The organism is Streptomyces sp. NBC_00019 (assembly GCF_045041015.1).
Taxonomy (GTDB): Bacteria; Actinomycetota; Actinomycetes; order Streptomycetales; family Streptomycetaceae; genus Streptomyces.
The window spans coordinates 4068383-4093364 of the sequence record NZ_CP108302.1 but is presented as its reverse complement, the minus strand read 5'-3'; the positions used below and the strand labels follow the sequence as shown (position 1 = coordinate 4093364).

Sequence of the window (24982 nt, the reverse complement as noted above, 5' to 3'; positions counted from 1 at the left end):
TCGCCGGGGTACGGGAGGGACGAGAGTGGCCATGGGTGCGATACGGCGGCGGGTCGCCGTCGGTCTGGCCGTGCTGACCGCTTCGGGGCTGCTCGCTGTCGCGGTGCCGGCGGAGGCCGTCGCGGCCACACACTGCGAGGGCCGCAAGATCCGGACGTACACCTTCTCCACGGGCCATGTGAAGGTCTACAAGAAGGGCACCTCGCTCTGCGCCATCACCGTCCCCAAGCGGGTCGGCTCCCCGCGCACGATGATGGTCAGCCTTCAGGCGCGCGGCTTCGAGGCCGTCGTCGACGAGGGTGTCTACACCAAGCGCGCCGGGCCGGTGAAGTCGTACGTCGGGGGCCGCAAGGTGTGGATCAAGGGGCGGGTCGGCAGCGGGTCGTACTCGACCGGCGGCTGGGTCCGTCTGTAGACCTCCGACAAATCCCCCTCCGAACCCGCCAATATCCGAGGGTTTTCCCTATCTCCCCTGGTGCGCAAGCGAGTTGCTCCGATAGCTTCCGCTCGCACATCTGTCTCACAGGGGAGGGTGCATGCGCAAGGCGCTCAGATGGCTGCTGGCGCTCACAGTGCTCATAGGCACGTTGAGCACGGCAGGGGCGGCCACCGCCGCCGAGCCGGCCACCGGCACCACCGACATCAAGGAGAGACTGCTCTCCATACCGGGCGTGAGCCTGATCGAGGAGAAGCCGTACACCGGGTACCGCTTCTTCGTCCTCAACTTCACGCAGCCGGTCGACCACCGGCACCCGTCCAAGGGCACGTTCCAGCAGCGCATCACCGTGCTGCACAAGGACGTCGCCCGCCCGACGGTCTTCTACACCGGCGGCTACAACGTCTCCACGACGCCCAGCCGCCGCGAGCCGACCCAGATCGTGGACGGCAACCAGGTCTCCCTCGAGTACCGCTTCTTCACCCCGTCCCGGCCGAACCCGGCCGACTGGACCAAGCTGGACATCTGGCAGGCCGCCAGTGACCAGCACCGCGTCTTCAAGGCGCTCAAGAAGATCTACGACAAGAAGTGGATCTCCACGGGCGGCTCGAAGGGCGGCATGACCGCCACGTACTACGAGCGCTTCTACCCGAAGGACATGGACGGCGTCGTCGCCTACGTCGCCCCCAACGACGTGGTGAACAACGAGGACTCGGCCTACGACCGCTTCTTCGCGAACGTCGACACCAAGCAGTGCCGCGACCGTCTGAACGCGGTGCAGCGCGAGGCGCTCGTGCGCCGCGAACCGCTGGAGAAGAAGTACGCGGAGTACGCCGCCGCCGAGGGCTTCACCTTCAACACCGTCGGCAGCCTCGACAAGGCGTACGAGGCGGTCGTCCTCGACTACGTGTGGGGGTTCTGGCAGTACGCCCAGGCGGCCGACTGCGACGAGGACGAGCTGATCCCGCCGGACGCGAAGACCGCGACCGACGACCAGATCTGGAACTCGATCGACACGATCTCCGGGTTCTCGTTCTACGCGGACCAGGGCCTGGAGCCGTACACGCCGTACTTCTACCAGGCGGCCACGCAGCTCGGAGCGCCGAACATCCACTTCCCGCACATCGAGAAGAAGTACATCCGCTACGGCTACCAGCCGCCGCGCAACTTCGTCCCGCGCGAGATCCCGACGAAGTTCCAGCCGTACGCGATGCGTGACGTGGACAACTGGGTGCGCCACAACGCCCGCCACATGCTCTACGTCTACGGCCAGAACGACCCGTGGGGCTCGGAGCGCTTCCGGGTCGACAAGGGCGCGAAGGACGCGTACGTCCTCACCGCCCCCGGCATGAACCACGGCGCCAACGTGGCGGGCCTGGTCGCCGACCAGAAGGCCTTCGCCACCGCCCGCATCCTCGACTGGGCCGGCGTCCCGGCCTCGGCCGTCGCGCAGGCGAAGCCACTGGCGAAGTTCGACAAGAAGCTGGACGTCCGCGACGTGGAGCGCGAGCCCACGCTGCGGCCGTAACGCAGGTGCTGCGCCCGGCCACCGGTCACACCGGCCGGGCGCAGCCCACCGGCTTCTCGCCCTGGAGCTGTACGTACAGAGCCGTCGACACGGGGCACTTCGCGCGGGTCGCGGCCGCCTTCGTCACCTCGTACTCCGGTTTCTTGCCGCTCGCGCCGTCGCACGGTGTCTCGCGGACCTCGCCGTCGCCGGAGCTGTAGACGCAGTCGCCGACGATGGTGCGCGGGCCGCCTCCGCCGCCCGGGTCGCCGGGGTGCGGTGGGGTGAGGTTGCGCATGCAGGCGTAGCCCTGCGGGACCGCGCCGTCGCCGTCCTCGTCGGAGGACGGGCTCTGTTCGCTGATGTGCAGCACGAAGTCCGTGGTGCCCGGGCACAGCGGACCGTCGCCGACCGTGCCGTCGAAGCGCGCCACGACCCGTGCCGCCGCTCGCTCGCTGGTGCACGAGACCTCGGTGAAGCTGGTCGTGCCGAAGGAACTGCACTCGTCGACCGAGAGGAAGACCGCTCCGTACCCCGAAGGCCGGGTGGGTGCGACCTCGTTGCTGAGCCGGCTGTCACCGTCGGTGGTGGTGCCGTCCGACGCGTTCTGGCATCCCGTCAACAGGGCGGCGAGCAGTGCCAGCAGTGCGCACACCACCCCCATGGAACATCTCTCACGCATCGCAGTCCCCCCGGATACCCCCGTCCAGCGTGACCCGCCGCAGCGGGCACACGCCAGACGTGCGGGGTGCTTTGCGCCCTTTGGGGGGCGTACGCCGGGTGTGTGGCGTACGCGCACTACGTCTAATACGACAAGCCGTACCCGATCGGATACAGCACCACGGTCGGATCGTCGGCCTTCTGCACCGGCACCGGCAGCCTCCCGCGCGGCGCCGCCTTCCCCGCGATCACCCGTGCGGCGGCCCGCAGTTCGACGTCGGTCCAGGAGTACGAGGCCACGACGGCCGGTACGGAGGGCAGTTGAGCCACGTCGTAGGGGTTGCGGACCGCGATCGCGACCACCGGCCTGCCCGTCGCGACGAGCTGCTCGACGAGCGTCTTCTGGCTGCTGGTCGCCGAGACGTTGTACGTCGCCACGACCACCGCGTCCACGTCCTGCGCCGCAGCGACCGCCTTGGCGATGGTGGCCGCCGAGGGTGCCGTACCGGTCGACAGGGCCGTGGCCGTGAAGCCGAGCTCGGTGAACGCGGCCGCGAGCACGCCGGTAGGCGGGCCCGTCGTGCCGGACGGGGAGGCCGGGTCGGCGCCGACGACGAGGAGCTTGCGCGGCGACAGGGGCAGCAGCCTGCCCTTGTTGACCAGCAGGGTCGTCGTCCGCTGGGCGATCCGGTCGGCCTCCGCGAGGTGCGCGGGGATGCCGACGGTCCGGGTGACGCCGGCCTGGCTGACGTACGGAGCCTCGAACAGCCGCAGCTTCGCCTTCAGTCGCAGCACCCGCAGGATCGACTCGTCGAGCCGCGCCTCGGTCAGCTCCCCGTCCCGTACGGCCTTCAGGACGGCGTTCCAGGCGACGTCCAGGTTCGGCGGGTTGAGGAGCTGGTCCACCCCCGCCTTCAGTGCGAGCACGGGCACGCGGTCGTCGCCGTACTTCGTGCGGACGCCCTCCATGCCGAGGGAGTCGGTGACGATCACGCCGTCGTAGCCGAGCTCCTCGCGCAGGATGCCGTTCAGGATGGGCCGGGAGAGGGTGGCCGGATCGCCGGAGTCGTCGAGGGCCGGGACCATGATGTGCGCGGTCATGATCGAGTCGATGCCGGCGGCGATCGCGGCGCGGAACGGGGGCGCGTCGAGCTTGTCCCACTGGGCGCGGGTGTGGGTGATGACCGGGAAGCCGTAGTGGCTGTCGACGGCGGTGTCCCCGTGCCCGGGGAAGTGCTTGGCGGTGGCGGCGACCTGCCGCGACCGCTGGTACCCGTCGACCTCGGCGGCCACCATCCCGGCCACCGCGTCCGGGTCGGCGCCGAAGGAGCGGACGCCGATGACGGGGTTGGCCGCGTTGACGTTGACGTCGGCGACGGGGGAGTAGTTCTGCCGGATGCCCAGGGCTTTCAGCTCCCGCCCCGCGATACGGCCGAGGGTACGGGCGTCCTTGTGGGAGCGGCCGGCACCGATGGCCATCGCGCCCGGGAAGAGGGTGGCGGGCTCGCCCACCCGGCAGACGATGCCGTGCTCCTGGTCGGTGGAGACGAGGACGGGCAGACCCCGGGGGAGCGTGAGGGACGCCTTCTGGATGCCGTTGGACAGGTCGGCGATCTGGTGCGGATCCCGGGTGTTGTGCGCCCAGGTGAAGTAGATGATGCCGCCGACGCGGTACTTGGCGATCAGTTCGGCGGCCGTGCGGACGCCGATCTCCTTGAGGTTGGCGTCGATGTCGGCCTGGTCGGGGGCGGTGGCGGAGTGGCCGTAGACCCGCATCACGAAGAGCTGGCCGACCTTCTCTTCCAGGGTCATACGGGAGACGAGGGAGCGGAGCTTCTTGTCGTCCGCGTATGCGGTCCCGCCGACAGCGAGGGTGGCGGCGACTCCCGCGGTGGCGGCGAGGACGGTACGTCTGGAGGGCACGTGCGCTCCTTCCGGAGGTGATCCGCTGAAGGAAACTTCCGAGGAGTCACCAATATCCGGGAAGTTTCTGCCAGTCAAGGGAGTGCACACTAACCCGCGGTGGGCCCGGGGCCCGGCAAGGAGGGGCCGCCATCGGCGCTGTTGGAGGGGGGCGCGCCGATGGCGGCGTGCTGCCGGCCGCAGTACGGCGGAGAGGGTAAGTCAGCGTTCGCAGCCAGCAGCGAGGCCGACACCGCACCGCGGTGACTCTCCGACAGCTTGCGGGTTGGACGAGCGGGGATGGGGCGGGGTTCCCGGGTTGGCCCCGAATCCCGGAAGTTGGGGAGGCCGGGGTCAACGGGACGGATGAGCCGCCACTTTGGGCCAGTGGTCCTGCAGAGTGCGTACGGTCTCGGTGATCGACGGCCGCCCCGCGGCACCGGCCCGCCACAGCGCGTACAGCCGCCGAACCGGCGTCGGATCGAGCTCCACCTCCACCACCCCGCCCGGCAGCGGCCCCCGCCCGAGCCGGGGGATGAGGCAGATGCCGAGCCCGGCGGCGACGAGGGCGACCAGGGTCGGGTTCTCGTCGGCCTGGTGGATGATCTCCGGCTCATGCCCCGCGGTACGGAGGGTCCGTACGAGCCACTCGTGACAGACCCGCCCCGGCGGCTGGCACACCCACCGCTCCCCGCCGAGATCCTCACGCCGGACGGCCTTCCGGTCGGCGAAGGGGTGTCCCTCGGGGACCAGCAGGGTGCACCGGTCCTCCCCGATGGCCGCCTGTTCGACCCCCGGCGGCACGGGCAGCGGCGAGATGTCCCAGTCGTGCACGACGGCCATGTCCAGCGCCCCCTTGGCGACCAGTCCGACGGACAGATGCGGGTCGATCTCGGAGAGCCGGAGGTCGAGGGCGGGGTGCCGGGCGGCGAGGTCGGCGAGAACGGCCGGCATCAGGCCACGGGCCGCTGAGGCGAAGGCGGCCACGGTGAGCCGGCCCGCCGGGATGCTCCGGCGCAGCTCGATCCCGGTCTCGGCCCGCTCCACGATCGCCAGCAACTCCTGTGCCGTGTCGACCAATTGCAGCGCCTCGGCAGTGAGCCGCACCCCCCGCCCCTCCCGTTCGAGCAGTACGGTCCTGGTCTCCCGCTCCAGCTTGGCGATCTGCTGGGACACGGCGGAGGGCGTGTACCCGAGCGCGGCGGCGGCCGCACCGACGGTGCCGTGGACGGAGACGGCGTGCAGGGCGCGGAGGCGCTGGAGATCGAGCACGGGGCCCTCCATTGATTAGGGTTGCTACATCCGACCGTGCAGCAATCATCGCTGGTGCTTCACGGTCCCGGGAAGTGATGCTCGACGCATGCGTCCCGCACACATCGCCCTCGCCGTCCTCGTCGCCGCCGTATGGGGCGTCAACTTCACCGTCATCGAGATCGGCCTCGACCACTTCCCGCCGCTGCTCTTCTCGGCTCTGCGCTTCCTGGTGGCGGCGCTGCCGGCGGTGTTCCTCGTGGGCCCGCCGAAGGTGGCGTGGAAGTGGATCGTGGCGGTGGGGCTGGTGCTGGGGGTGGCGAAGTTCGGGCTGCTGTTCGTGGGGATGGACGCGGGGATGCCGGCGGGTCTGTCGTCGCTGGTGCTCCAGATCCAGGCGGTGTTCACGGCCGCCATCGCCTTCGCGGTGCTGGGCGAACGGCCCACTCGGCTGCGGCTGGCGGGCATGCTGGTGGCGCTGGCCGGCATCGGGGTGGCAGCCGTGGACGAGGGCACCTCCGGTCCGCTCGGCGCGTTCGCGCTCTGTGTCGCGGCGGCGGCGTGCTGGGGCGTCTCGAACGTCCTGACCCGTAAGGCGGCGCCCCCGGACGCGCTGAACTTCATGGTGTGGGTGAGCACGGTGCCGGTGCTGCCGCTGCTGCTTCTCTCGCTGCTGCTGGAGGGACCGCGCGCGGACTACGACGCCCTGCGCGCCCTGGACTGGCAGGGCGCCGGAACGGTCGTCTACGTCGCGTGGATCACGACGGTCTTCGGCTTCGGGGCATGGGGCTGGCTGCTCCGCCGCCACCCGGCGTCCACGGTGGCGCCCTTCTCGTTGCTGGTCCCGGTGTTCGGCATGTCGTCGGCGGCGGTGTTCCTTGGGGAGGATGTGAGTGGGCTGCGCTGGTGTGCGGCGGCGCTGCTGGTGGGTGGGGTGGCGTTGGCGTCGGTGACGTTTCGGAGGGCGCGGGCGGTTGGGGGGTCGGGAGTGGCCGGCGGGCCTCAGGCGGCCGAGGTGTTGAGGGTGGGTGGGGGGTCGTAGGGGGCTGCGGGCGGTCCGTGGCTGCGGTGGCCTCCGGCGGTTGGGCGGGATGCCTGCGGCGGCCCGTGGCGGTCCGGTGGGGGTTCGCGTCGCGCATGACGGTCCGTCGGGGGTCGGTGCCGCACCGGGGGGTGTCCGTCCTCGGTCGGGCGGTGCTGTGTGCTGAGGCTGCGCCCTTGGTCGGTCGCCCGACGCTGCGGGCGGACACCCCCCGGTACGTCCCCTGCTCGCCGTTGCGCAAGCGCGGGCGGTGCCCCGCCGGGGGCCGGTGCGCCGGTGCGCGCGCGTCCCGCCGGGGGTGTTGCGCCGGTGCGGTGCGCCTCGCCCGGGGGTGGTGCGTCGGTGTGGGTGCGTCCTGCCCGGGGGTGTTGCGCCGGTGCGGTGCGTCTCGTCTGGGGGTGGTGCGTCGGTGTGGGTGCGTCCTGCCCGGAGGCGTCCCGCCCGGGGCCGTTGTGTCGGTGTGGGTGCGTCTCGTCTTGGCGCGGCGGTCGTCGTGGGCGGTCCATTTCGTGGACGGCCTGGCGTTGGAGGGGGGTGTCGGTCGATCATGAGGGTATGCCCGTAGTCGACATTCCCGGTTCGAAGTCCATCACCGCCCGCGCGCTCTTTCTGGCGGCGGCGGCCGACGGGGTCACCACGCTCGTGCGGCCCTTGAGGTCGGATGACACGGAGGGCTTCGTGGAGGGGCTGACGGGGCTCGGGTACCGGGTGGGGCGGGCGCCGGACGCGTGGCGGGTCGACGGGCGGCCGCAGGGACCCGCGGTGCCGGAGGCGGACGTGTACTGCCGGGACGGTGCGACGACGGCACGCTTCCTGCCGACACTGGTGGCGGCGGGGCACGGGACGTACCGCTTCGACGCCTCGGAGCAGATGCGGCGCAGGCCGTTGCTGCCCCTGACCCGTGCCCTGCGCGACCTGGGCGTGGACCTGCGGCACGAGCAGGCCGAGGGGCACCACCCGCTGACGGTACGGGCGGCCGGGGTCGAGGGCGGCGAGGTGGTGCTGGACGCGGGTCAGTCCTCGCAGTACCTGACCGCACTGCTGCTGCTCGGCCCGCTGACCCGCAAGGGTCTGCGGATCCGGGTGACGGACCTGGTCTCGGTGCCGTACGTGGAGATCACGATCGCGATGATGCGGGCCTTCGGGGTGCGGGTGGACCGAGAGGGGGACGTCTTCGTGGTCCCGCCGGGCGGCTACCGCGCGACGACGTACGCCATCGAACCGGACGCCTCCACGGCCAGTTACTTCTTCGCCGCGGCGGCGGTGACCCCGGGCGCCGAGGTGACGGTCCCGGGCCTGGGGACCGGCGCGCTCCAGGGCGACCTGGGCTTCGTCGACGTACTGCGGCGGATGGGCGCGCAGGTGTCGGTCGGCGCGGCGGGCACGACGGTCCGGGGAACGGGCGTACTGCGCGGCCTGACCGTCAACATGCGGGACATCTCGGACACGATGCCGACGCTGGCGGCGATCGCGCCCTTCGCGGACGGCCCGGTCCGTATCGAGGACGTGGCGAACACCCGGGTCAAGGAGTGCGACCGCCTGGAGGCGTGCGCGCAGAACCTGCGACGGCTCGGGGTGGAGGTGACGACGGGTCCGGACTGGATCGAGATCCAGCCGGGTGTGCGCGGTGAGGGCGCGGAGATCACCTCGTACGGTGACCACCGCATCGTCATGTCCTTCGCGGTCACGGGGCTGCGCGTGCCGGGTATTTCGTTCGACGACCCGGGGTGCGTACGCAAGACTTTCCCCGGTTTCCACGAGGTGTTCGCGGAGTTGAAGGGTCGGCTGGGGGATGGCGTTCAAGCTTGAAGGTCCGGTGCTGGAGGGTGAGCTGGTGCGCCTGGAGCCGCTCTCGCACACGCATGTGACCGAGTTGGCGGTGGCGGCGGAGGAGGACCGGGGCACATACGAGTTCACCTGGGTGCCGAGGGCCGACGAGGTGGCGGACTACGTCGACGCGCAACTCGCCCGGGCCGCGACCGGCCGTCTGGCACCGTACGCCCAGATCTCCAGGGCGACGGGGCGGGTGGTGGGCGCGACGTCCTACTGGGAGCCCCGCAGTTGGCTCTCGGACGACACCCTGGACGCGATCGAGATCGGCTTCACCTGGCTGGCCCGCTCCGCCCAGGGCACCGGCGTCAACGCCGAGGCCAAGCTCCTTCTCCTCCGCCACGCCTTCGAGGTGTGGAACGTGTCGAGAGTGGACCTGAAGACGGACGCCCGAAACGCCCGCTCCCGAGCGGCGATCGAAAGCGTCGGCGCCCACTTCGAGGGCGTCCTGCGCAACTGGTCCCGCTCCTGGGCCCCCGGTGAGGACAACGACCTGAGGGACTCGGCGATCTTCTCGATCACGGCGGACGAATGGCCGGAGCGGCGGAAGCGCCTGGAGCAGCGGGTGGCAAGGTTCAGTCCCGGGGTCGGGTGATCGGCAGATCTGTTCTGCGCCGGGCCCCGGCCACCTGTGGTTTCACGCCTGGGCCTGGGACAAGTCCGCCAATCGCCGTGCCTCCCGGACCAGGTGCCGCCTCACCGTCTCCAGGACCGGGTCCGCGTCCGCGCCCGTGCGGACCGCCGCGAAGATGTTCCGCGAGGGAGGGGCGCCCTCCGGGGTCAGTACCGCCAGAGTGCGGTGGGCGTACAGGGGGTGGACCAGGCGGGGGATCAGGGCCACGCCCGCTCCCGCCTCCACCAGGGCCGCCAGCGCGCCCCAGTCGTTCACGGCGTGCCGGATGTCCGGGGTGAAGCCGGACGTCGCGCAGACGGCGCGGGCGATCGCGCCCACGCAGCTGCGGGCGTCCCCCGCGATCCAGGTCTCGCCGGCCAGCTCCCGCAGCGGAACCCGCCCGCGTCCCGCCAGCCGGTGATCCGCCGGAACCACGATGTCCATCACGTCCGTCAGCAGGTCGGACCGGCTGTAGCGGCGGTCCGTGTGGGGCGGGGTCGCCGCGAAGTCCACCGCGACGGCCACGTCCACCTGGCCGGCGTCCAGGGCCGTGAACAGGTCCGGCGGTTCCGCCTCCACGACGTCGACGCGGACGTGGGGGAGGTGTTCGGCCAGTCCTCGGAGTACCCCCGGCAGCAGGCCCAGGATGCCGCTGGAGAAGCAGCCGATGGTCACCGAGCCGCGGCCGCCGCTCCCGTACGCCGCCAAGTCGGCGCGGGCCCGCTCCAGTTGGGCGGCGATCTCGTCGGCGTGGGCCAGCAGGACGCGGGCCTGTCCGGTGAGCCGTACGCCTCGGCCGTCCCGTTCCGTCAGGGGTGCCCCGATCTCGCGGGCCAGCGCCGAGAGCTGCTGCGAGACCGCCGACGGGGTCAGGTGCAGGGCCTCCGCCGTTCTCGCCAGACTGCCCCGGCGCTGGAGTTCGCGCAGGACGGTCAGACGGCGCAGATCGACTGTGAAGGTCTCGCTTACCTGTTCCATCGAGAAAGGTTAACTGGACCCTTGGGGCGGGTTCGGAAACCATCGATGTCATGACCGCCTACCTCATCCTCCACGGCTGGCAGAACCACCGGCCCAAGGACCACTGGCAGCACTGGCTCGCCGACCGTCTCGGCGAGCTCGGTCACCAGGTGACGTATCCGCAGCTGCCCGACCCGGACGACCCGGACCTGGAGGTGTGGCTCGGCGAACTCGCCCGCCACCTCGCGGAGGACGCCCCGGAGGTCGTCGTCGCCCACAGTGCCTCCGTCCTGCTGTGGCTGCACGCCGTCGCCCGCGGGATCGCGAAGCCGGGCGACGTGGACCGCGTCCTGCTCGTCGGCCCGCCCTCCCCCTCCGTCCTCGCGCGGTACCCCGAGGTCGTCGGGTTCGCCCCGCCCTCGCTGGACCTCACCCTCCCCGGGCCGACCGTCCTTGTCGCAGGCGACGACGACCCGTACTGCGAGGGAGGCGCACAGGCCGTCTACGGCGACCCTCTCGGCATCCCCACCACACTCCTCCCCGGCGCGGGCCACCTCGACCTGGACGCCGGTTACGGCTCCTGGCCCTCCGTACTGGAGTGGTGCCTGGACCCGGCCGCCGAGTTCACGGTCCGGCCGGAGCGGTAGCCGTACCGGGCGCGCCCGTCCGCCGCAGTTCCGGCGTCGTGACGCCCACCGTCGTCACCGCCGCCAGACACATCAGCCCGCCGGAGACCAGCGCCGTCGCGCCCGAGGACCAGCCCGCGACCAGGCCGCCGCGCAGATTGCCGAGATGGGGGCCCGCCTGGCCGACGATCGTCTCGGCGGCGGTGACACGGCCGAGGAGGGCGTCGGGGGTGAGGGTCTGGACGATGGTCGTACGGGAGAGAACGGCGAGGGCGTCCGCCGCACCGGCCAGGGCCAGCAGCCCCAGGCCCACCCAGGCGCTGGTCGTCAGGCCGAAGAGGAAGAGGGCCGCGCCCCAGCCGGCGGACGCGCACAGCATCACCGGGCCGGGGCGGGCCAGCCGGGTCACCGGGCCCGAGAAGGCCGTCGCGGTGACCCCGCCCACGGCCAGCGCCGACAGGAACAGGCCGAGGGTGCGGGGGTCGCCGCCGAAGCGCTCCTCGTTGACCAGGGGGAACAACGCCGTGGGCATCGCCAGGAGACAGGCCGCGAGGTCCGTCAGCAGCGCGCCGCGCACCGCACGGTTGCCGGTCAGAAAGCGCAGACCGTCCAGGATGCCGTGGACGCCGGGCCGGGACCTGTCGCCCTCGGGCGGCAGCGCGGGCAGGCCGTAGGCGCCGTAGAAGGACAGGGCGAAGCTGAGGGTGTCCAGCAGGTAGCAGACGCCGATGCCCCACCAGCCGAGGACGACACCGGCGACGGCGGGGCCGACCAGCATCATGGCCTGGCCGGTGACCTGCTGGAGGGCGAGACCGGCGGCCACCTGCTCCTTGGGCAGCAGCCGGGGCACGAACACACCCGCCGCGGGGGCGCCGAGCGCGGCGAAGGACGTCTGGGCCGCCACCAGCACGAGGACCACGGGCACCGGCGCGTGTCCGGCGAAGCCCTGCACGGTCAGCAGCAGGGAGCAGACCGCCGAGCCGACGGTGCCGGTGAGATACATACGGCGACGGTCGACGCGGTCGGCCCAGGCGCCCGCGAACAGACTGACGGCGACCATCGGCACCGCCTGCGCGATGCCTACCGCGCCGCTCCAGAACGCGCTGTGTGTCATGTCCCAGACCTGGTACATGACGGTGACCATGGTCATGAAGGTGCCGAGCGTGGACACCGTGCGTCCGAACAGCAGCCGCCGGAAGACGGGGGAGGTGCGCAGGGGCCGGACGTCGAGGAGCACGTCGGACAGGCTCATGAGAGGGGGACCGGGAGCGGGGTGGGCTGATGCACCCGGGGACGCTAACCGGCCCCCGGTCCCTGAGCCACCGAATTAGTCACGCGCTCTCGTTCAGGAGCCGGGCCAGGTGCTCGCGGCCCGCGCCCAGCAGCTCGGGAAGCGGTGCGGCCCCCTCGTACCAGCGCTTCTCGTACTCCCAGCACAACCAGCCGTCCCAGCCGTGGCGGGAGAGGACCTCGACGCACTCGGCGAGGGGCAGTACGCCCGCGCCGAGCGGGAGCGGAGTGGTGTCGTCGGGCGAGGCGATGTCCTTGACCTGGACGTATCCGAGGAACGGGGAGAGTGCCGCGTAGGTCTCCGAGGGCTGCTCGCCGCCCAGCCAGGTGTGCATGACGTCCCAGAGCGAGCCGACGTTGCGGTGGCCGACCGGGCCGAGGACGCGGATCGCGTCGGCTCCGGTGCGGTGCGAGTCGTGGGTCTCCAGCAGGATGCGTACGTCGGCGTCCGCCGCGTACTCCGCCGCCGTACCCAGGCGCCGCGCCGCCGTCGCGTCGGCCTCGGCGGCCGACTGCTCGGGGCTCGCGCCGGGGAAGACACGGATGTACGGGGCGCCCAGGTCGCGGGCGAGGTCCAGGAGGCCGCGGATCTCCGCCAGCACCGGCTCGTCGTCGCCCGGTGCGGCCACGCGCGCGTACCCGGCGAGACCCAGGACCTCCACCCCGGCCGCCTTGAACTCGGACACCACGTCGGCCCGTTGGGCGGCGTCGATACCGGGATGCACCGCCTCCTCCGGGTGCGCGCGCAGCTCTACGCCGTGATAGCCGTGCGTGTTCGCGAGGCGGAGCACCTCGGGGACGGGGAGACCGGGGACGCCGAGAGTGGAGAACGCCAGCTTCATGCTCCGGACTCTACGCGTCACTCCTGGGCGGCGTGCAGATCCAGGCGCCAGTCCTGGCCGACCAGGTCCTTGCCGAAGGAGCGGTGCGGCTTCTCGGCGACGAGGACGAAGCCGTGCCGCTGGTAGATGTGGCGGGCGGCGGCGAGGACGTCGTTGGTCCACAGGACCATGTCGCGGTAGCCGACGCCGCGCGCGAAGTCGACCACGGCCGAGACGAGCCGGTCGCCGATGCCGAGTCCGCGCGCGTCCGGCTCGACCAGCAGCAGACGCAGCCGGGCCGTGCCGGGTGCCTCGTCCCGTACGCACATCACACAGCCCACCGGCCGGCCGTCGAGCTCCGCGATCCACACCCGCTCCAGGTGCGGGTCGTGGTCCTCCGCGAAGTCGGCGACGATCCGGGCCACCAGCCCCTCGTAGTCGGCGTTGAAGCCGTGCTCCGCGGTGTAGAGGGCGGCGTTGCGCTGCACGATCCAGCCCAGGTCGCCCGGGCCCGGATCGCGCAGCAGGACGTCCTCGCGGCGGGGCGGTCGGCCGTCGGAGAGGAGCTTGCGGACGGTCTGCATGGCCTCGGCGAGACGGGGACGGTCGGCCGACGGGACCGTGGCGAGCAGCGCGCCCACGGATTCGTCCGCGCGCTCGGCGAGCAGTGCGGCGGTCTCCCGCCCCCGCGCCGTGAGCGTCACACGCCTGCGACGCGGGTCGCGGCGCGACGGGGTGCGCTCGATCAGCCCGTCCTGCTCGAACTTGTTGAGGATCCGGCTCAAATAGCCCGCGTCCAGGGAGAGTTCACCCCGCAGGTCCGCCGCGTCCGTACGCGGGGAATGCGCGAGCTCGTACAGGACGCGGGACTCGGTGAGGGTGTACGGGGCGTAGAGGTGGCGGCTGTAGTCGAGGGCGCCGATGACGTTGGTGTAGAAGCGGTTGAAGGCGCGGATGTCCTGCACGGTCATGATCGTCGGTCCCCTCCTCGACCCCTTCGTCAACCCCCAAATAGTTGACTCAGTCAGAGATACCGTACGACGGCCCCGCACCTCCGTCCAGAGTCACGCCCGGCGATACACGCTGACCTGCGCCCCCGTCGGCGCGGTGGCCGTCGAGACCAGTTCGAAGGCGTGCTTGGCTCCCTCGGTCGGGAAGACCGACTTGCCGCCGCCGAGGAGCACCGGCATCACGATGAGCCGCAGCTCGTCGACGAGACCCTCGTGCAGCAGGGTGCGGGCGAGCGAGGGGCTGCCCATGACCAGCAAGTTGCCGCCCTCGCTCTCGCTCAGCTTGCGGAGGTGGGCGACCGCCTCGGTGCCGGGGACGCTGGTGGTGTTGTCCCAGGTCAGGTCGGAGTCGGCGAGGGTGTCGGTCACGACGTACTTCTTGATGGAGTTCATCCGGTCCGCGAAGGGGTCCCCGGCCCGCTCCGGCCACGCCCCCGCCATCGCCTGCCAGGTGCGCCGCCCGAACAGCAGCGCGTCCGCCGTCCGCATCGCCGAGTCGAAGGCGCCGCCGACGACCTCCGGGTCGAAGTAGTCGTGCGTCCAGCCACCGTGCGCGAAGCCGCCGTCGGTGTCCTCCTCGGGGCCGCCGGGGGCCTGGACGACACCGTCGATGCTGATGAAGGAGGTGATGACGATCGGCATGGGAGTCGCTCCTGTTGCGTGCGTGGTCGGTTACGGCAAGGGAGACCGGGGCGGGGCGCGGAACTCATCGGTGCGCCCCCGGGAGATTTTCGGCGGGACCCGCGGTCGACCGGGGCTCGCGGTTGACGCCATGAGCGAACGGGAGTTTGTGGCAGGGGAGTTGTTCCCAGCCTCTAGGGCATGACGACGACCACACCGGCGTACGACGCCCACGCGGACTGGTACAACCACTACATGTCGCCGACCTCGGGCGGCGAGTACTTCGCCCGGGTGCACGCGACGCTGAGGGAGCTGCTGGGTCCCGGCGAGGGGATCTGTCTGGACGTCTGCTGCGGCACCGGCGCACATGCGTCCGTGGCGGCGGAACTCGGCCGGACCCCGTTCGGCGTCGACCTCTCCGGCGGCCAGCTCCGCCATGCGGCCCGCCGACTGCCCGTCGCGGTCGCCGACGCGACGGCACTGCCACTGGCCGATGCCTCGGTGCCGGCCGCGATGTGTGTGCTGGCGAGCACGGACGTCCCCGACTACGCGGCCGTCCTGCGGGAGATCGCCCGGGTGCTGACGCCCGGCGGACGGTTCGTGCACCTGGGCGTGCACCCCTGCTTCGTCGGTGCGTTCGCCGACTGGCGGGAGCGGGGGCGGGTGGTGCTGGACGAGCGGTACGCCGACCGGGCCCGCACCCTCGACTCCTGGAACCCTGCCGGTGTACGGGCCCGGGTGGGGGCCTGGCACATCCCGCTGGCCGATCTCCTGAACGCGGTGGTGTCGGCGGGGCTGCGGCTGGAGCGGACCGTCGAGATCGGGCCGGGTGGGGTCCCGGAGCTGTTCGGATTCGTCGCGATGCGATGAGGTTCGTGTCGGAAATCCGGCGCAGCTAGAGAAACGCTTGCGTTTCGTTAACCTCCCTCGTAATCTGTCGGTACGAAACCGTTTCGTATCGACATCGACAGATGGGGAGGTGGGCCGCGATGACAGGTTCTCCGGTGTTCCTGGCCGTGGTCCTCTCCCTGGTCTCGGCGATCTGCTACGCGGCGGCCGCGGTCGTCCAGGCGCGGACCGCCGCCGGGACCACGAGCGTGCGCGGCGCGCTGGCCCGCGGCGCGTGGTGGGGGTCCGTGCTCCTCAACGCCTCCGGTGCGCTGCTGCACGTGGTCGCCCTGCGCTACGGACCGCTGACCCTGGTGCAGCCGCTCGGCGCACTGAGCCTCGTGCTGGCGGTACCGCTGGGCTCGCTGGTCTCGGGCCGCCGGACCTCGGGCACGCAGTGGAGCGGCATGGCCTTCACCCTCGTAGGACTGACGACCCTGCTGGCCGTCACGGCCTCGGGACGCGGGGACACCCTGGGCACCACCGAGGTCCTCCTGGTGGCACTCGTCGCCGCCGCGGTCGTCGCGGTGCTCTCGGCCCGCGGCGGCCTCGCGGTCGCCGCCGCGTCCGGCATCGCCTCCGGGGTCGGCTCCACGCTGGCACAGAAGCTCGCGGTCAGCCCGACGCTCTCCTGGAGCACGGCGCTGGTGGCGCTCCTGACGGTCGCCTTCGCGGTGGGCGGCCTGCTGCTCTCCCAGAAGGCGTACCGCCACGGCCTCGGCGGCCCCCTCGCCCTGCTCACCCTCGTCAACCCCGTCACCGCGGCCGCCATCGGCCTCACCCTGCTGGGGGAGGGCTTCGGGTACGGCGCCACGGGCACCCTGCTGGCCCTCGTCGGCGCCGGGGCGGCCGTGCACGGAGTGACATTGCTGAGCGGACACCGGAGGACCGAGGAGCTCCAGACGGATCTGCTCCGGCCGACGCCCCCTGCCCAACTGGCGCACACCGGACGCCTACGTGCTCCCGTTACCCCTGTCACCGTAGAACTGACCGGCGCGAGCCGGACCATGTGAGTGGCAGCAACCGATGATGACAATCGTGCAGATGCCCCTCGGACCGCCGTCCGCAAGGCGGGACTGGTGGACGTACCGTTCCTAGGTTGATTGGCCGGTGTTGGCCGTCTCGGGCATTCCGAACAGTGTGAGCTGGTCGTGGATGCTGGGCCCCCGAACGGTGGTGGGGCCGTGGGGCGGGTGCTTTCCGGGCGGGCCCGCTCGCGTCTGACGCACCCCGGGGGTGCTGCGCGAGGTCCGTGCCGGAGCTGTCCGCTCCGTACGGTCTGGGCTGTGGTGACTCGGCGGTGCGGGGGCGGTTGTCCCGGTGCGATCCTCCGGTCGCACGGCCGCTACCTCAACACGCCGCAGGGCGGTGGTGGCAGCGGTTTGGCGGGGTCCGTCTTTCCTGCGCCGGGCCGTACAGCCCAGACCGCGTCTGCCGACCACCACCGCGGCGGCATGATGCCCCGTGATAGCGGTGGTCGACGCGGTGGAAGTCTGTTCTTTCAGGGGGTTCAGCCAATGCTGGGCACCCCACCTGCTCGAATACGCCGGATCGACCGCGATCACGGATAGTCCGACGTGGTGGGCCATCCCCGACAACCGGTCACGGAACCTAGCCGTCGGGATCCCGGCCACGAGATGCCGGATGACTTTGCCGCGCTTGCCTCGGCCCAGCTTTTCGCGCCCGGTGGCGCGGGCATCGGCGAAGTCCAGGTTCTCGATCACCAGTGCCGCGCACTCATGCTGCTGCGCGAGGTGCAGGAGCCGGGAGATCGCTGCGCGCAGCCGTGCGTCGCGAGTGGTGGCGGGCAGCCCGGACAGTTCCAGGGGGATCGTGTGGGGTGCGCCGACTGGGTTGCCGTGAGGGTCCAGGACCCAGGCGGCGAGATGGTCGGCGTTCACATCCACCGCGAGCACCGGATGCCGCCGCAGCGTTTCCAGGGTCGGGACAGCGGCCGTCTGGGCCTTGGTCGTGGTGGACCAGGAGGCGTCCAGATACCAGCGTCCGTGGGCCGGGTCGTAGGTGATGTCGTAACGGACCGAGGCGCCCGAAGCGATCCGGTCCGCCCACTCCTCGCCCCGGTGGCCGAAGGCGGACGTTGCGTCCAGCACGTACCGACCGCGAGGGGCGTTGCTGTGTGCCTGGCGGAGCGGGTCGGGCAGCACCAGTGCGATGGAGCCGTTGGCCGGGTCGATGCCGAGGGTGTAGTTCCCGAACGGTGCCCCCGCTTCGCCGTCGGCGGTGAGGAACATCCGCCGCGCCGACCACACCTCGCCCCACCCCTCCTGCTGGGCCTGCCAGTCGGCTGCGGTCAGCGGCTTTTCGGCGGTGGCGGTGTCGTAGAGGTGGTGGCGGGCGCTGAGCAGCCAGCGTCCGCCCCGGGTGACCCGCACCCGACCGCTGTCCCGTTCCCGTACCGCCCGGCGGAGCTCACCGTGCAGGATCTGCAGCCGCTGCTGCTTGGCCCTCCGCTCGGTGTCATCGGCGTATCCGCGCACCCACCTGCGCCCTCGCCGCTCGCGGCTGCCCGGCGCGACGGCCACGCGGGCGGTGAGCGTGGCGATCGCCTGACGCAGCGAGCCGATACGGGCGTTCAGCGCCCGCCGGGCCAGCTGGTACTGGTCCTCGCTGGTACGGGTGATCGATCCCGCCCAGCGGGAGGAGGACTGCGCGGTCAGCGCCTTCTTCCGTTCGGCCCGCCGATTGTGTGCGGTGGGCACATTTCCGATCCGCACCCGCGCGGCCAAGTCGGCTCCGGCCAGCGCGCCCAAGTGCTCGCCGACGGCCCGCAGTACGACCGCGTCGGCAGGTGAGACGTGCAGACGGGTACGGATGCGGCATCCGGTCGGCGGTGCGACCACGAACGGGGCGGACAGCGCACGGTAGGGGCGCGGCTCCCGCCCCTTGGCGCCCCGGCGCCGCTTGCCCATCACCGCACCCCCTGCTCACCTGTGATGATCTCGACGGCCGAAGCTAACCTTCGTCCCCGCATCCCGGAAAGCACATGACAGCGATTGGCGAACAACTGATCTCCCCTGCCTAGGAAGGGCAGAAGATGATCGTCAATAGGGTCATTCGCTACCGACAACATCAGCCCAGGAACACCCGGCGGCGGACTGGGACCAGGCGCAGCGCGCCATGCGGCTGATGCTGGACCACTATGCGATCGAGGAGGGCCGGCTATGGGTGGCCGAGCCCACGGACGGCGGCTTGATGCGCGGCGATGGCGTTGATCCCCGCCCATCTGCAGGAGACTGCGCCGGTCCAGGCAATCTCGGCCCGTCCGGTGTTTGAGGACGAGGCTCTTTCGGGGCCGATCGGGGTCTGGGGCGGAGCCCCAGCGGGGTCGAAGGGGCGCCAGCCCCTGGGGATGGGAACGGGTAAGGGCGGCGGGGGCGAAAACAGCCCGAGGGCATCCCCCTGAAGGCCGCATCCCCCTCAAGGCCGCACCCCCAACGCCGAGCCCCCCAAAAAAAGGCCTCAGCCCCGCGGCCCCCCAGTAGACCCCCGCACCATCAACTCCCCCCGAATCACAGCGATCCCCCCAGGCGGCCCCTCCTCCCGCCCCATGGCGATCCGCCCCGCCCGAGCCCCCGCCTCCGCCAACGGCAACCGCACCGTCGTCAACGCAGGCACCGCATCAATACTGAACGGCAGATCATCGAACCCGGCGACGGAGACATCATCCGGAATCCGCAGCCCGGAGTCCCGCAGGGCAGCGCACGCCCCCAGCGCGACGGAGTCGTTCGCCGCCACCACCGCGGTAAGAGACGGATCCCGCCGCAACAACTCCAGCGTCGCCTCGTACCCGGACCGCCGGTCGTACCGGCCGTGCACGGTCCACCGCGGATCCTCGGAGATCCCCGCGTCCGCGAGCGCGGCCCGATGCCCCTCCAGCCGATCCCGGGTGGTCGTCCGCTCCTCCGGCCCCGCGATGTACCCGAGCCGCCGATGCCCGAGCCCGAGCAGATGCTCCGTCAGCTCCCGCCCGCCCCCACGGTTGTCGAAGGTCAGCGCGATCGCTCCGGTCTCCGGCGCCGGCGGCCGCCCGCACAGCACCACCCGCGTCCCGGCATCCTCCAGCCTCCGCAGCTTCGCGGCGACCGCCGCCGCGTGCGGCGCGTTCTCCACCGCACCGCCCGTCAGCACCACGGCCGCCGCCCGCTGTCTCTGCAGCAGGGTCAGATACGTCAGCTCACGCTCCGGAGAACCTCCGGTGTTGCAGGTCACCGCCAGCCGTTCGCCGCCCGCGCGTCCGCCCGGACCGCCGATCTCGGACTGGATCGCGCTCGCCATGATCCCGAAGAAGGGGTCCGCGATGTCGTTGACGAGAATCCCGACGAGGTCGGACGTCGCCGCGGCCAGCGCACTCGCCGGCCCGTTCAGTACGTAGTCCAGCTCGTCCACGGCCCGCAGCACTCGCTCACGGGTGGTTGCGGCCACGGGATAGTTCCCGTTCAGCACGCGCGACACCGTCGCGGGCGAGACCTGCGCGCGCGCCGCCACGTCCGCCAGGGTCACCGTCATCTCGTCGTCCTCCGGTCGCGCATCGTCGTACCTCGTCGCACTCGGGCTCCGCGCCCGTCCCCGCACAGTCAGCCACGCAGGACTGTGCGGCTGCACAGACGCCGCACAGTCAGTCATGGTTCCGAGCAGACCCTAAGGCCCCCACACCCCGTTGTTCGTCCCCTCGAACAACTCGAAGCGGTCACGGTCTTGTCCGAACCGCTGCTCAGAGGCTAGCTTCTCATCAGATAGAAAGCGCTTGCTGTGACGCTCATCAGTGGAGGCGTACGCGGCGCGCACAACCGCGTACGGAATGTGCAGGGAATGCTGCGCACGACGCCTACGAAGGGATCGACGTGACACGCAAGACGGTGCGTATCGCCATGAACGGTGTGACCGGGCGTATGGGCTACCGCCAGCACCTGGTCCGCTCCATCCTCGCGCTCCGCGAGCAGGGTGGCCTCGACCTCGGCGACGGCACCGTGCTGTGGCCGGAGCCGATCCTGGTCGGCCGCCGCGAGCACGCGCTGAAGGCGATGGCCGAGCGGCACGGCCTGGAGCACTGGGCCACGGACGTCGACGAGGTCCTCGCCGACGAGACCGTGGACATCTACTTCGACGCCCAGGTGACCTCGGCCCGCGAGGAGGCGCTCAAGAAGGCGATCGCGGCGGGCAAGCACATCTACACCGAGAAGCCGACCGCCACGGGCCTGGACGGCGCCCTGGAGCTGGCCAGGCTCGCCAACGCCGCCGGCATCAAGCACGGCGTCGTCCAGGACAAGCTCTTCCTCCCGGGCCTGCTCAAGCTGAAGCGCCTCATCGACGGCGGCTTCTTCGGCCGGATCCTCTCGATCCGCGGCGAGTTCGGCTACTGGGTCTTCGAGGGCGACTGGCAGACCGCCCAGCGCCCCTCGTGGAACTACCGGGCCGAGGACGGCGGTGGCATCGTTGTCGACATGTTCCCGCACTGGGAGTACGTCCTCCACGAGCTCTTCGGCCGGGTGAAGTCCGTCCAGGCACTCACCGCCACCCACATCCCGCAGCGCTGGGACGAGAACGACAAGCCGTACGACGCGACGGCCGACGACGCCGCCTACGGCATCTTCGAGCTCGACGGCGGCGCGATCGCCCAGATCAACTCCTCCTGGACCGTCCGCGTCAACCGCGACGAGCTCGTGGAGTTCCAGGTGGACGGCACCGAGGGCTCGGCCGTCGCCGGTCTGCGCAACTGCCGCGCCCAGCATCGCTCGGCCACCCCGAAGCCGGTCTGGAACCCGGACATCCCCGCCACCGAGGTCTTCCGCGACCAGTGGCAGGAGGTCCCGGACAACGCCGAGTTCGACAACGGCTTCAAGGCCCAGTGGGAGCTGTTCCTCCGGCACGTCTACGCCGACGCCCCCTACCACTGGGACCTCCTCGCCGGTGCCCGTGGCGTCCAGCTCGCCGAGCTGGGTCTGAAGTCCTCGGCCGAGGGCCGTCGCCTCGATGTCCCGGAGATCGCGCTGTGACCATCCAACTCCCCGACACCAGCGGGAACTTGAGGGCATACGAGCCCCGCCAGGAGCCACTCGCCCTCACCACGGGTTCCCCCCTCACCTCTCGTACGGTGTTCTCGGCGGCCCATGTCGTCGCCGACCCGTTCGCCGACACCACCCCCGACTCGCCCGCCGCGATCGACTGGGACGCCACCCTCGCCTTCCGCCGCCACCTGTGGTCCCACGGGCTCGGCGTCGCCGAGGCGATGGACACCGCCCAGCGCGGGATGGGCCTGGACTGGGCGGGCGCGGCGGAGCTGATCCGCCGCAGCGCCGCCGAGGCCAAGGCGGTCGGCGGCCGTATCGCGTGCGGTGTCGGCACCGACCAGATCGCGGCTGGTTCGCCGGCCGAGGTCCGTGCGGCCTACGAGGAGCAGCTCGCCCTCGTCGAGGAGTCCGGCGCGCAGTCGATCCTCATGGCCTCCCGCGCCCTCGCCGCCACGGCCCAGGGCCCCGAGGACTACCTCGAGGTCTACGGCCATCTGCTCCGCCAGGCCTCCGAGCCGGTCGTCCTGCACTGGCTGGGCCCGATGTTCGACCCGGCGCTGGAGGGCTACTGGGGCTCGTCCGACCTGGACGCGGCGACCGACACCTTCCTGGAGGTCATCGCGGCCCACCCGGACAAGGTCGACGGCATCAAGGTCTCGCTGCTGGACGCCCAGCGCGAGATCGACATCCGCCGGCGCCTGCCGCAGGGCGTCCGCTGCTACACCGGCGACGACTTCAACTACCCCGAGCTGATCGCGGGCGACGAGAAGGGCTTCAGTCACGCCCTGCTCGGCATCTTCGACCCGCTGGGCCCGCTGGCGGCCGAGGCGGTACGCGTCCTGGACACCGGCGACACGGCGGGCTTCCGTGAACTGCTCGACCCCACCGTCGAGTTGTCCCGCCACCTCTTCCAGACGCCGACCCGCTTCTACAAGACGGGTGTGGTGTTCCTGGCCTGGCTCGCGGGCCACCAGAGCCACTTCACCATGGTCGGCGGCCTCCAGTCGGCCCGCTCGCTGCCGCACTTCGCCCGCGCCTACGAACTCGCCGACGGGCTGGGCCTGTTCCCGGACCCGAAGCTGGCGGAGGAGCGGATGAAGAACCTGCTGTCCCTGTACGGAGTGAACCAGTGACCGTCGACCTCTCCCGCTTCTCCATCAACCAGATGACGGTCAAGCAGCTGTCGATGCCGGAACTGGCCGACGCCTGCGGCCGGTTGGGCGTCGTCAACGTCGGTCTGTGGCGGGAGCCCGTCCAGACGTACGGCCTGGAGGCGACGGCCAAGCTGGTCCGCGACGCGGGTCTGACCGTCACCACGCTGTGCCGCGGCGGCTTCTTCACGGCCATCGACGCGCAGGAGCGCGCCGCGGCCCTGGACGACAACCGCCGTGCCGTCGACGAGGCGGCGACGCTCGGCACGGACACCCTGGTCCTGGTCTCCGGCGGCCTGCCGGCCGGCTCCAAGGACCTGCACGGCGCCCGTGAACGCATCGCGGACGCCCTCGGGGTCCTGGGCCCGTACGCGGAGGAGCGCGGCGTGAAGCTGGCCATCGAGCCGCTCCACCCGATGTACGCCTCCGACCGCTGCGTGGTCTCCACGCTCACGCAGGCGCTGGACCTCGCGGAACGCTTTCCCGCGCACCAGGTCGGCGTCACGGTCGACACGTACCACATCTGGTGGGACGACAACGCGCCCGCGCAGATCGCCCGCGCGGGCGCCTCCGGCCGTATCCACACCTTCCAGCTCGCCGACTGGACCACCCCGCTGCCCGAGGGTGTCCTCAACGGCCGCGGCCAGATCGGCGACGGCGCGATCGACATGCGCGAGTGGCAGGGCTACGTCGAGGCGGCCGGCTACACCGGCGCCATCGAGGTGGAGCTCTTCAACGACGAGCTATGGGCCCGGGACGGTCGCGAGGTGCTGGCGGAGACGGCGGAGCGATTCGTGGCGCACACGGACTGACCTGCGAAGGGGGGCCCGGTAAAAATTTCTTGAGAAACCGTGCAACCCTTCCCGGACCTCGCGGGTCGTACTTAGCATCAGGACTTCTGGGGGGAGGGATCTGGGGGGATCGCGGGGGTTCTGATTCGGAGGGGAAAACCCGAGGGGGCCTGGTCGACGGACCAGGCCCCCTCGAAGTTTGTACGGCTGGAACGAAGCGGCTGGAACGAAGCTCGTACGGCTAGAAGAACACCCCGCAGCGCAGCAGCACGTTCGCGTACGGCCGTGCTTCGCCGGTCCTCACGACCAGCCGGGCACCCGCCGACAGCTCCTTCAGCCGCTCGTGCGAGACGAACTCCAGGCCGTCCTCGCCGAAGCGCCCGTCCAGCAGCTTCGCCGCCGCCGGATTCGCGTCCCGCACCTCCGTCGCCGCCGTGGCCGCCTCCACGACCAGCTCGGCCAGCAGCCCGTCCACCACCTCGGCGAAGGACGGCACCCCGGCCCGGAAGGCGAGGTCGACGACCCTGGGGCCGTCCGGTATCGGCATACCGGCATCACAGACCAGCACCCCGTCACCGTGCCCCAGCTCGGCGAGCGCGCCGGAGAGATGACGGTTCAGGATTCCCGCCTTCTTCACAGCGCGTCGACCTCCGCCGTGGTCGGGAAGGATGCCTGGGCGCCCTCCTTCGTGACAGCGGCCGCTCCGACCCGCGCCGCGTACGCCGCGGCCTCGGCCAGCGGGGCACCGGCACCGAGCCGGTACGCCAGCGCCGCCGTGAACGCGTCGCCCGCGCCGGTCGTGTCCACCGCGTCCACCTTGACCGGCGCCACCCTGGTCACCCCCTCCCTGGAGGCCACCAGCGCACCCTGCGACCCCAGCGTCACCACCACCGACCGCGGCCCCTTCGCCAGCAGGATCCGCGCCCAGTCCTCAGGCTCCTCCCCGACCCGGGAGTCACCGAGGATGACCTTCGCCTCGTGCTCGTTGACGATCAGCGGATCGCAGGCAGCCAGCACCTCCGGCGGCAGCGGCCGCGGCGGCGACGGGTTCAGCACGAAACGGCTGTCCGGCGCCAGATTCCGTACCACCTCCACGACCGTCTCCAGCGGGATCTCCAATTGCACGGAGACCACCCGCGAGGCGTGGAAGAGACTGCCCGCGGCCCGTACGTCCTGAGGCGTCAGCCGCCCGTTGGCACCCGGCGAGACCACGATGCTGTTGTCCCCCGACGGGTCCACCGTGATCAGCGCGACCCCCGTCGGCGCACCGCCGACGAGAACGCCCACCGTGTCGACCCCGGACGAGCGCTGCGAGTCCAGCAGCAGCCGGCCGTACGCGTCGTCGCCGACCCGGGCCAGCAGGGCCGTACGGGCGCCGAGGCGGGCGGCCGCGACCGCCTGGTTCGCGCCCTTGCCGCCCGGATGGACGGTCAGGTCGGAGCCGAGCACGGTCTCACCGGCGCCCGGCCGGCGCTCGACCCCGATCACCAGGTCGGCGTTGGCCGACCCTACGACCAGCAGGTCGTAGTCGTACATGAAATTGCTCCCCTGGTAAGT

Annotated in this window: 23 protein-coding genes; 11 read left to right on the top strand and 12 right to left on the bottom strand. The window is 71.4% G+C overall.

Features of this window, described 5'->3' with window-relative positions; genetic code table 11:
• Positions 1–31: 31 nt before the first annotated feature.
• The gene (locus tag OHU89_RS19320) at positions 32–415 is read left to right on the top strand and encodes a hypothetical protein (protein ID WP_405644516.1); all 384 of its coding nucleotides are present in this window, start codon (positions 32–34) and stop codon (positions 413–415) included.
• Between the two features lie 121 nt (positions 416–536).
• Positions 537–1964, top strand: a complete 1428-nt coding sequence (locus tag OHU89_RS19315; protein ID WP_405644514.1) for a S28 family serine protease — start codon at positions 537–539, stop codon at positions 1962–1964.
• A 25-nt stretch (positions 1965–1989) separates the two neighbouring features.
• Here the strand turns inward: OHU89_RS19315 and OHU89_RS19310 are convergent, their stop codons facing one another.
• The 3 genes from OHU89_RS19310 to OHU89_RS19300 form a co-directional block, all read right to left on the bottom strand.
• Positions 1990–2625 carry a hypothetical protein gene (locus tag OHU89_RS19310; RefSeq protein ID WP_405644512.1) on the bottom strand — a complete coding sequence of 212 codons (636 nt, stop codon included), beginning with the start codon at positions 2623–2625 and terminating at the stop codon, positions 1990–1992.
• A gap of 122 nt (positions 2626–2747) precedes the next feature.
• On the bottom strand, positions 2748–4526 hold the full coding sequence (locus OHU89_RS19305) for a glycoside hydrolase family 3 protein (protein WP_405644510.1): 1779 nt from the start codon (positions 4524–4526) through the stop codon (positions 2748–2750).
• Between the two features lie 333 nt (positions 4527–4859).
• Positions 4860–5777: a LysR family transcriptional regulator gene (locus OHU89_RS19300; RefSeq protein WP_405644508.1), complete on the bottom strand. Its 918-nt coding sequence runs from the start codon at positions 5775–5777 to the stop codon at positions 4860–4862.
• An 88-nt stretch (positions 5778–5865) separates the two neighbouring features.
• On the opposite strand from OHU89_RS19300, the gene OHU89_RS19295 reads away from it, so the two are divergent.
• The 3 genes from OHU89_RS19295 (at position 5866) to OHU89_RS19285 (ending at position 9223) form a co-directional block, all read left to right on the top strand.
• A complete protein-coding gene (locus tag OHU89_RS19295; RefSeq protein WP_405644506.1) occupies positions 5866–6798 on the top strand; it encodes an EamA family transporter in 933 nt (310 codons plus the stop codon).
• Between the two features lie 555 nt (positions 6799–7353).
• On the top strand, positions 7354–8607 hold the full coding sequence (aroA, locus tag OHU89_RS19290) for a 3-phosphoshikimate 1-carboxyvinyltransferase (protein ID WP_405644504.1): 1254 nt from the start codon (positions 7354–7356) through the stop codon (positions 8605–8607).
• The gene (locus tag OHU89_RS19285) at positions 8591–9223 is read left to right on the top strand and encodes a GNAT family N-acetyltransferase (RefSeq protein ID WP_405644502.1); all 633 of its coding nucleotides are present in this window, start codon (positions 8591–8593) and stop codon (positions 9221–9223) included. Before aroA ends, OHU89_RS19285 begins: the two co-directional genes overlap by 17 nt.
• A gap of 42 nt (positions 9224–9265) precedes the next feature.
• On the opposite strand, the gene OHU89_RS19280 is transcribed toward OHU89_RS19285, so the two are convergent.
• Complete coding sequence (locus OHU89_RS19280; protein WP_405644500.1) at positions 9266–10219, bottom strand: LysR family transcriptional regulator; 954 nt, start codon at positions 10217–10219, stop codon at positions 9266–9268.
• Between the two features lie 50 nt (positions 10220–10269).
• Here OHU89_RS19280 and OHU89_RS19275 point away from each other — a divergent pair, with 50 nt between their 5' ends.
• Positions 10270–10845, top strand: coding sequence for an alpha/beta hydrolase (locus OHU89_RS19275; protein ID WP_405644498.1), 576 nt, complete (start codon positions 10270–10272; stop codon positions 10843–10845).
• On the opposite strand, the gene OHU89_RS19270 is transcribed toward OHU89_RS19275, so the two are convergent.
• The 4 genes from OHU89_RS19270 to OHU89_RS19255 all read right to left on the bottom strand — a co-directional run bounded on the left by OHU89_RS19270 (position 10823) and on the right by OHU89_RS19255 (position 14587).
• Positions 10823–12076 carry an MFS transporter gene (locus tag OHU89_RS19270; protein ID WP_405644496.1) on the bottom strand — a complete coding sequence of 418 codons (1254 nt, stop codon included), beginning with the start codon at positions 12074–12076 and terminating at the stop codon, positions 10823–10825. The genes OHU89_RS19275 and OHU89_RS19270 overlap by 23 nt on opposite strands.
• A gap of 79 nt (positions 12077–12155) precedes the next feature.
• Positions 12156–12956 carry a sugar phosphate isomerase/epimerase family protein gene (locus OHU89_RS19265; RefSeq protein WP_405644494.1) on the bottom strand — a complete coding sequence of 267 codons (801 nt, stop codon included), beginning with the start codon at positions 12954–12956 and terminating at the stop codon, positions 12156–12158.
• A 17-nt stretch (positions 12957–12973) separates the two neighbouring features.
• Positions 12974–13906, bottom strand: coding sequence for a GNAT family N-acetyltransferase (locus tag OHU89_RS19260; RefSeq protein WP_405644492.1), 933 nt, complete (start codon positions 13904–13906; stop codon positions 12974–12976).
• 93 nt (positions 13907–13999) lie between these two features.
• A complete protein-coding gene (locus OHU89_RS19255) occupies positions 14000–14587 on the bottom strand; it encodes a dihydrofolate reductase family protein (protein WP_405644490.1) in 588 nt (195 codons plus the stop codon).
• Positions 14588–14767: 180 nt separating this feature from the next.
• On the opposite strand from OHU89_RS19255, the gene OHU89_RS19250 reads away from it, so the two are divergent.
• A complete protein-coding gene (locus OHU89_RS19250) occupies positions 14768–15436 on the top strand; it encodes a class I SAM-dependent methyltransferase (RefSeq protein WP_405644488.1) in 669 nt (222 codons plus the stop codon).
• 119 nt (positions 15437–15555) lie between these two features.
• Entirely contained in the window at positions 15556–16467 is a 912-nt protein-coding gene (locus OHU89_RS19245; protein ID WP_405644487.1) for a hypothetical protein, read from the top strand.
• Between the two features lie 81 nt (positions 16468–16548).
• Here the strand turns inward: OHU89_RS19245 and OHU89_RS19240 are convergent, their stop codons facing one another.
• Both OHU89_RS19240 and OHU89_RS19235 read right to left on the bottom strand, forming a co-directional pair.
• Entirely contained in the window at positions 16549–18384 is a 1836-nt protein-coding gene (locus OHU89_RS19240) for a hypothetical protein (protein ID WP_405644486.1), read from the bottom strand.
• Between the two features lie 550 nt (positions 18385–18934).
• Positions 18935–19981, bottom strand: a complete 1047-nt coding sequence (locus OHU89_RS19235; RefSeq protein WP_266892126.1) for a LacI family DNA-binding transcriptional regulator — start codon at positions 19979–19981, stop codon at positions 18935–18937.
• Positions 19982–20316: 335 nt separating this feature from the next.
• Here OHU89_RS19235 and OHU89_RS19230 point away from each other — a divergent pair, with 335 nt between their 5' ends.
• The 3 genes from OHU89_RS19230 to OHU89_RS19220 are packed head-to-tail and all read left to right on the top strand — an operon-like array spanning position 20317 to position 23446.
• Positions 20317–21468, top strand: a complete 1152-nt coding sequence (locus OHU89_RS19230) for a Gfo/Idh/MocA family protein (protein WP_266892128.1) — start codon at positions 20317–20319, stop codon at positions 21466–21468.
• Positions 21465–22616: a dihydrodipicolinate synthase family protein gene (locus OHU89_RS19225; RefSeq protein ID WP_405644483.1), complete on the top strand. Its 1152-nt coding sequence runs from the start codon at positions 21465–21467 to the stop codon at positions 22614–22616. Before OHU89_RS19230 ends, OHU89_RS19225 begins: the two co-directional genes overlap by 4 nt.
• A gap of 32 nt (positions 22617–22648) precedes the next feature.
• Positions 22649–23446: a sugar phosphate isomerase/epimerase family protein gene (locus tag OHU89_RS19220; RefSeq protein ID WP_405654562.1), complete on the top strand. Its 798-nt coding sequence runs from the start codon at positions 22649–22651 to the stop codon at positions 23444–23446.
• 220 nt (positions 23447–23666) lie between these two features.
• Here the strand turns inward: OHU89_RS19220 and rbsD are convergent, their stop codons facing one another.
• Both rbsD and OHU89_RS19210 read right to left on the bottom strand, forming a co-directional pair.
• A complete protein-coding gene (rbsD, locus tag OHU89_RS19215; RefSeq protein ID WP_405644482.1) occupies positions 23667–24062 on the bottom strand; it encodes a D-ribose pyranase in 396 nt (131 codons plus the stop codon).
• Positions 24059–24961, bottom strand: coding sequence for a ribokinase (locus OHU89_RS19210; RefSeq protein WP_405644481.1), 903 nt, complete (start codon positions 24959–24961; stop codon positions 24059–24061). Before OHU89_RS19210 ends, rbsD begins: the two co-directional genes overlap by 4 nt.
• Positions 24962–24982: the final 21 nt, after the last annotated feature.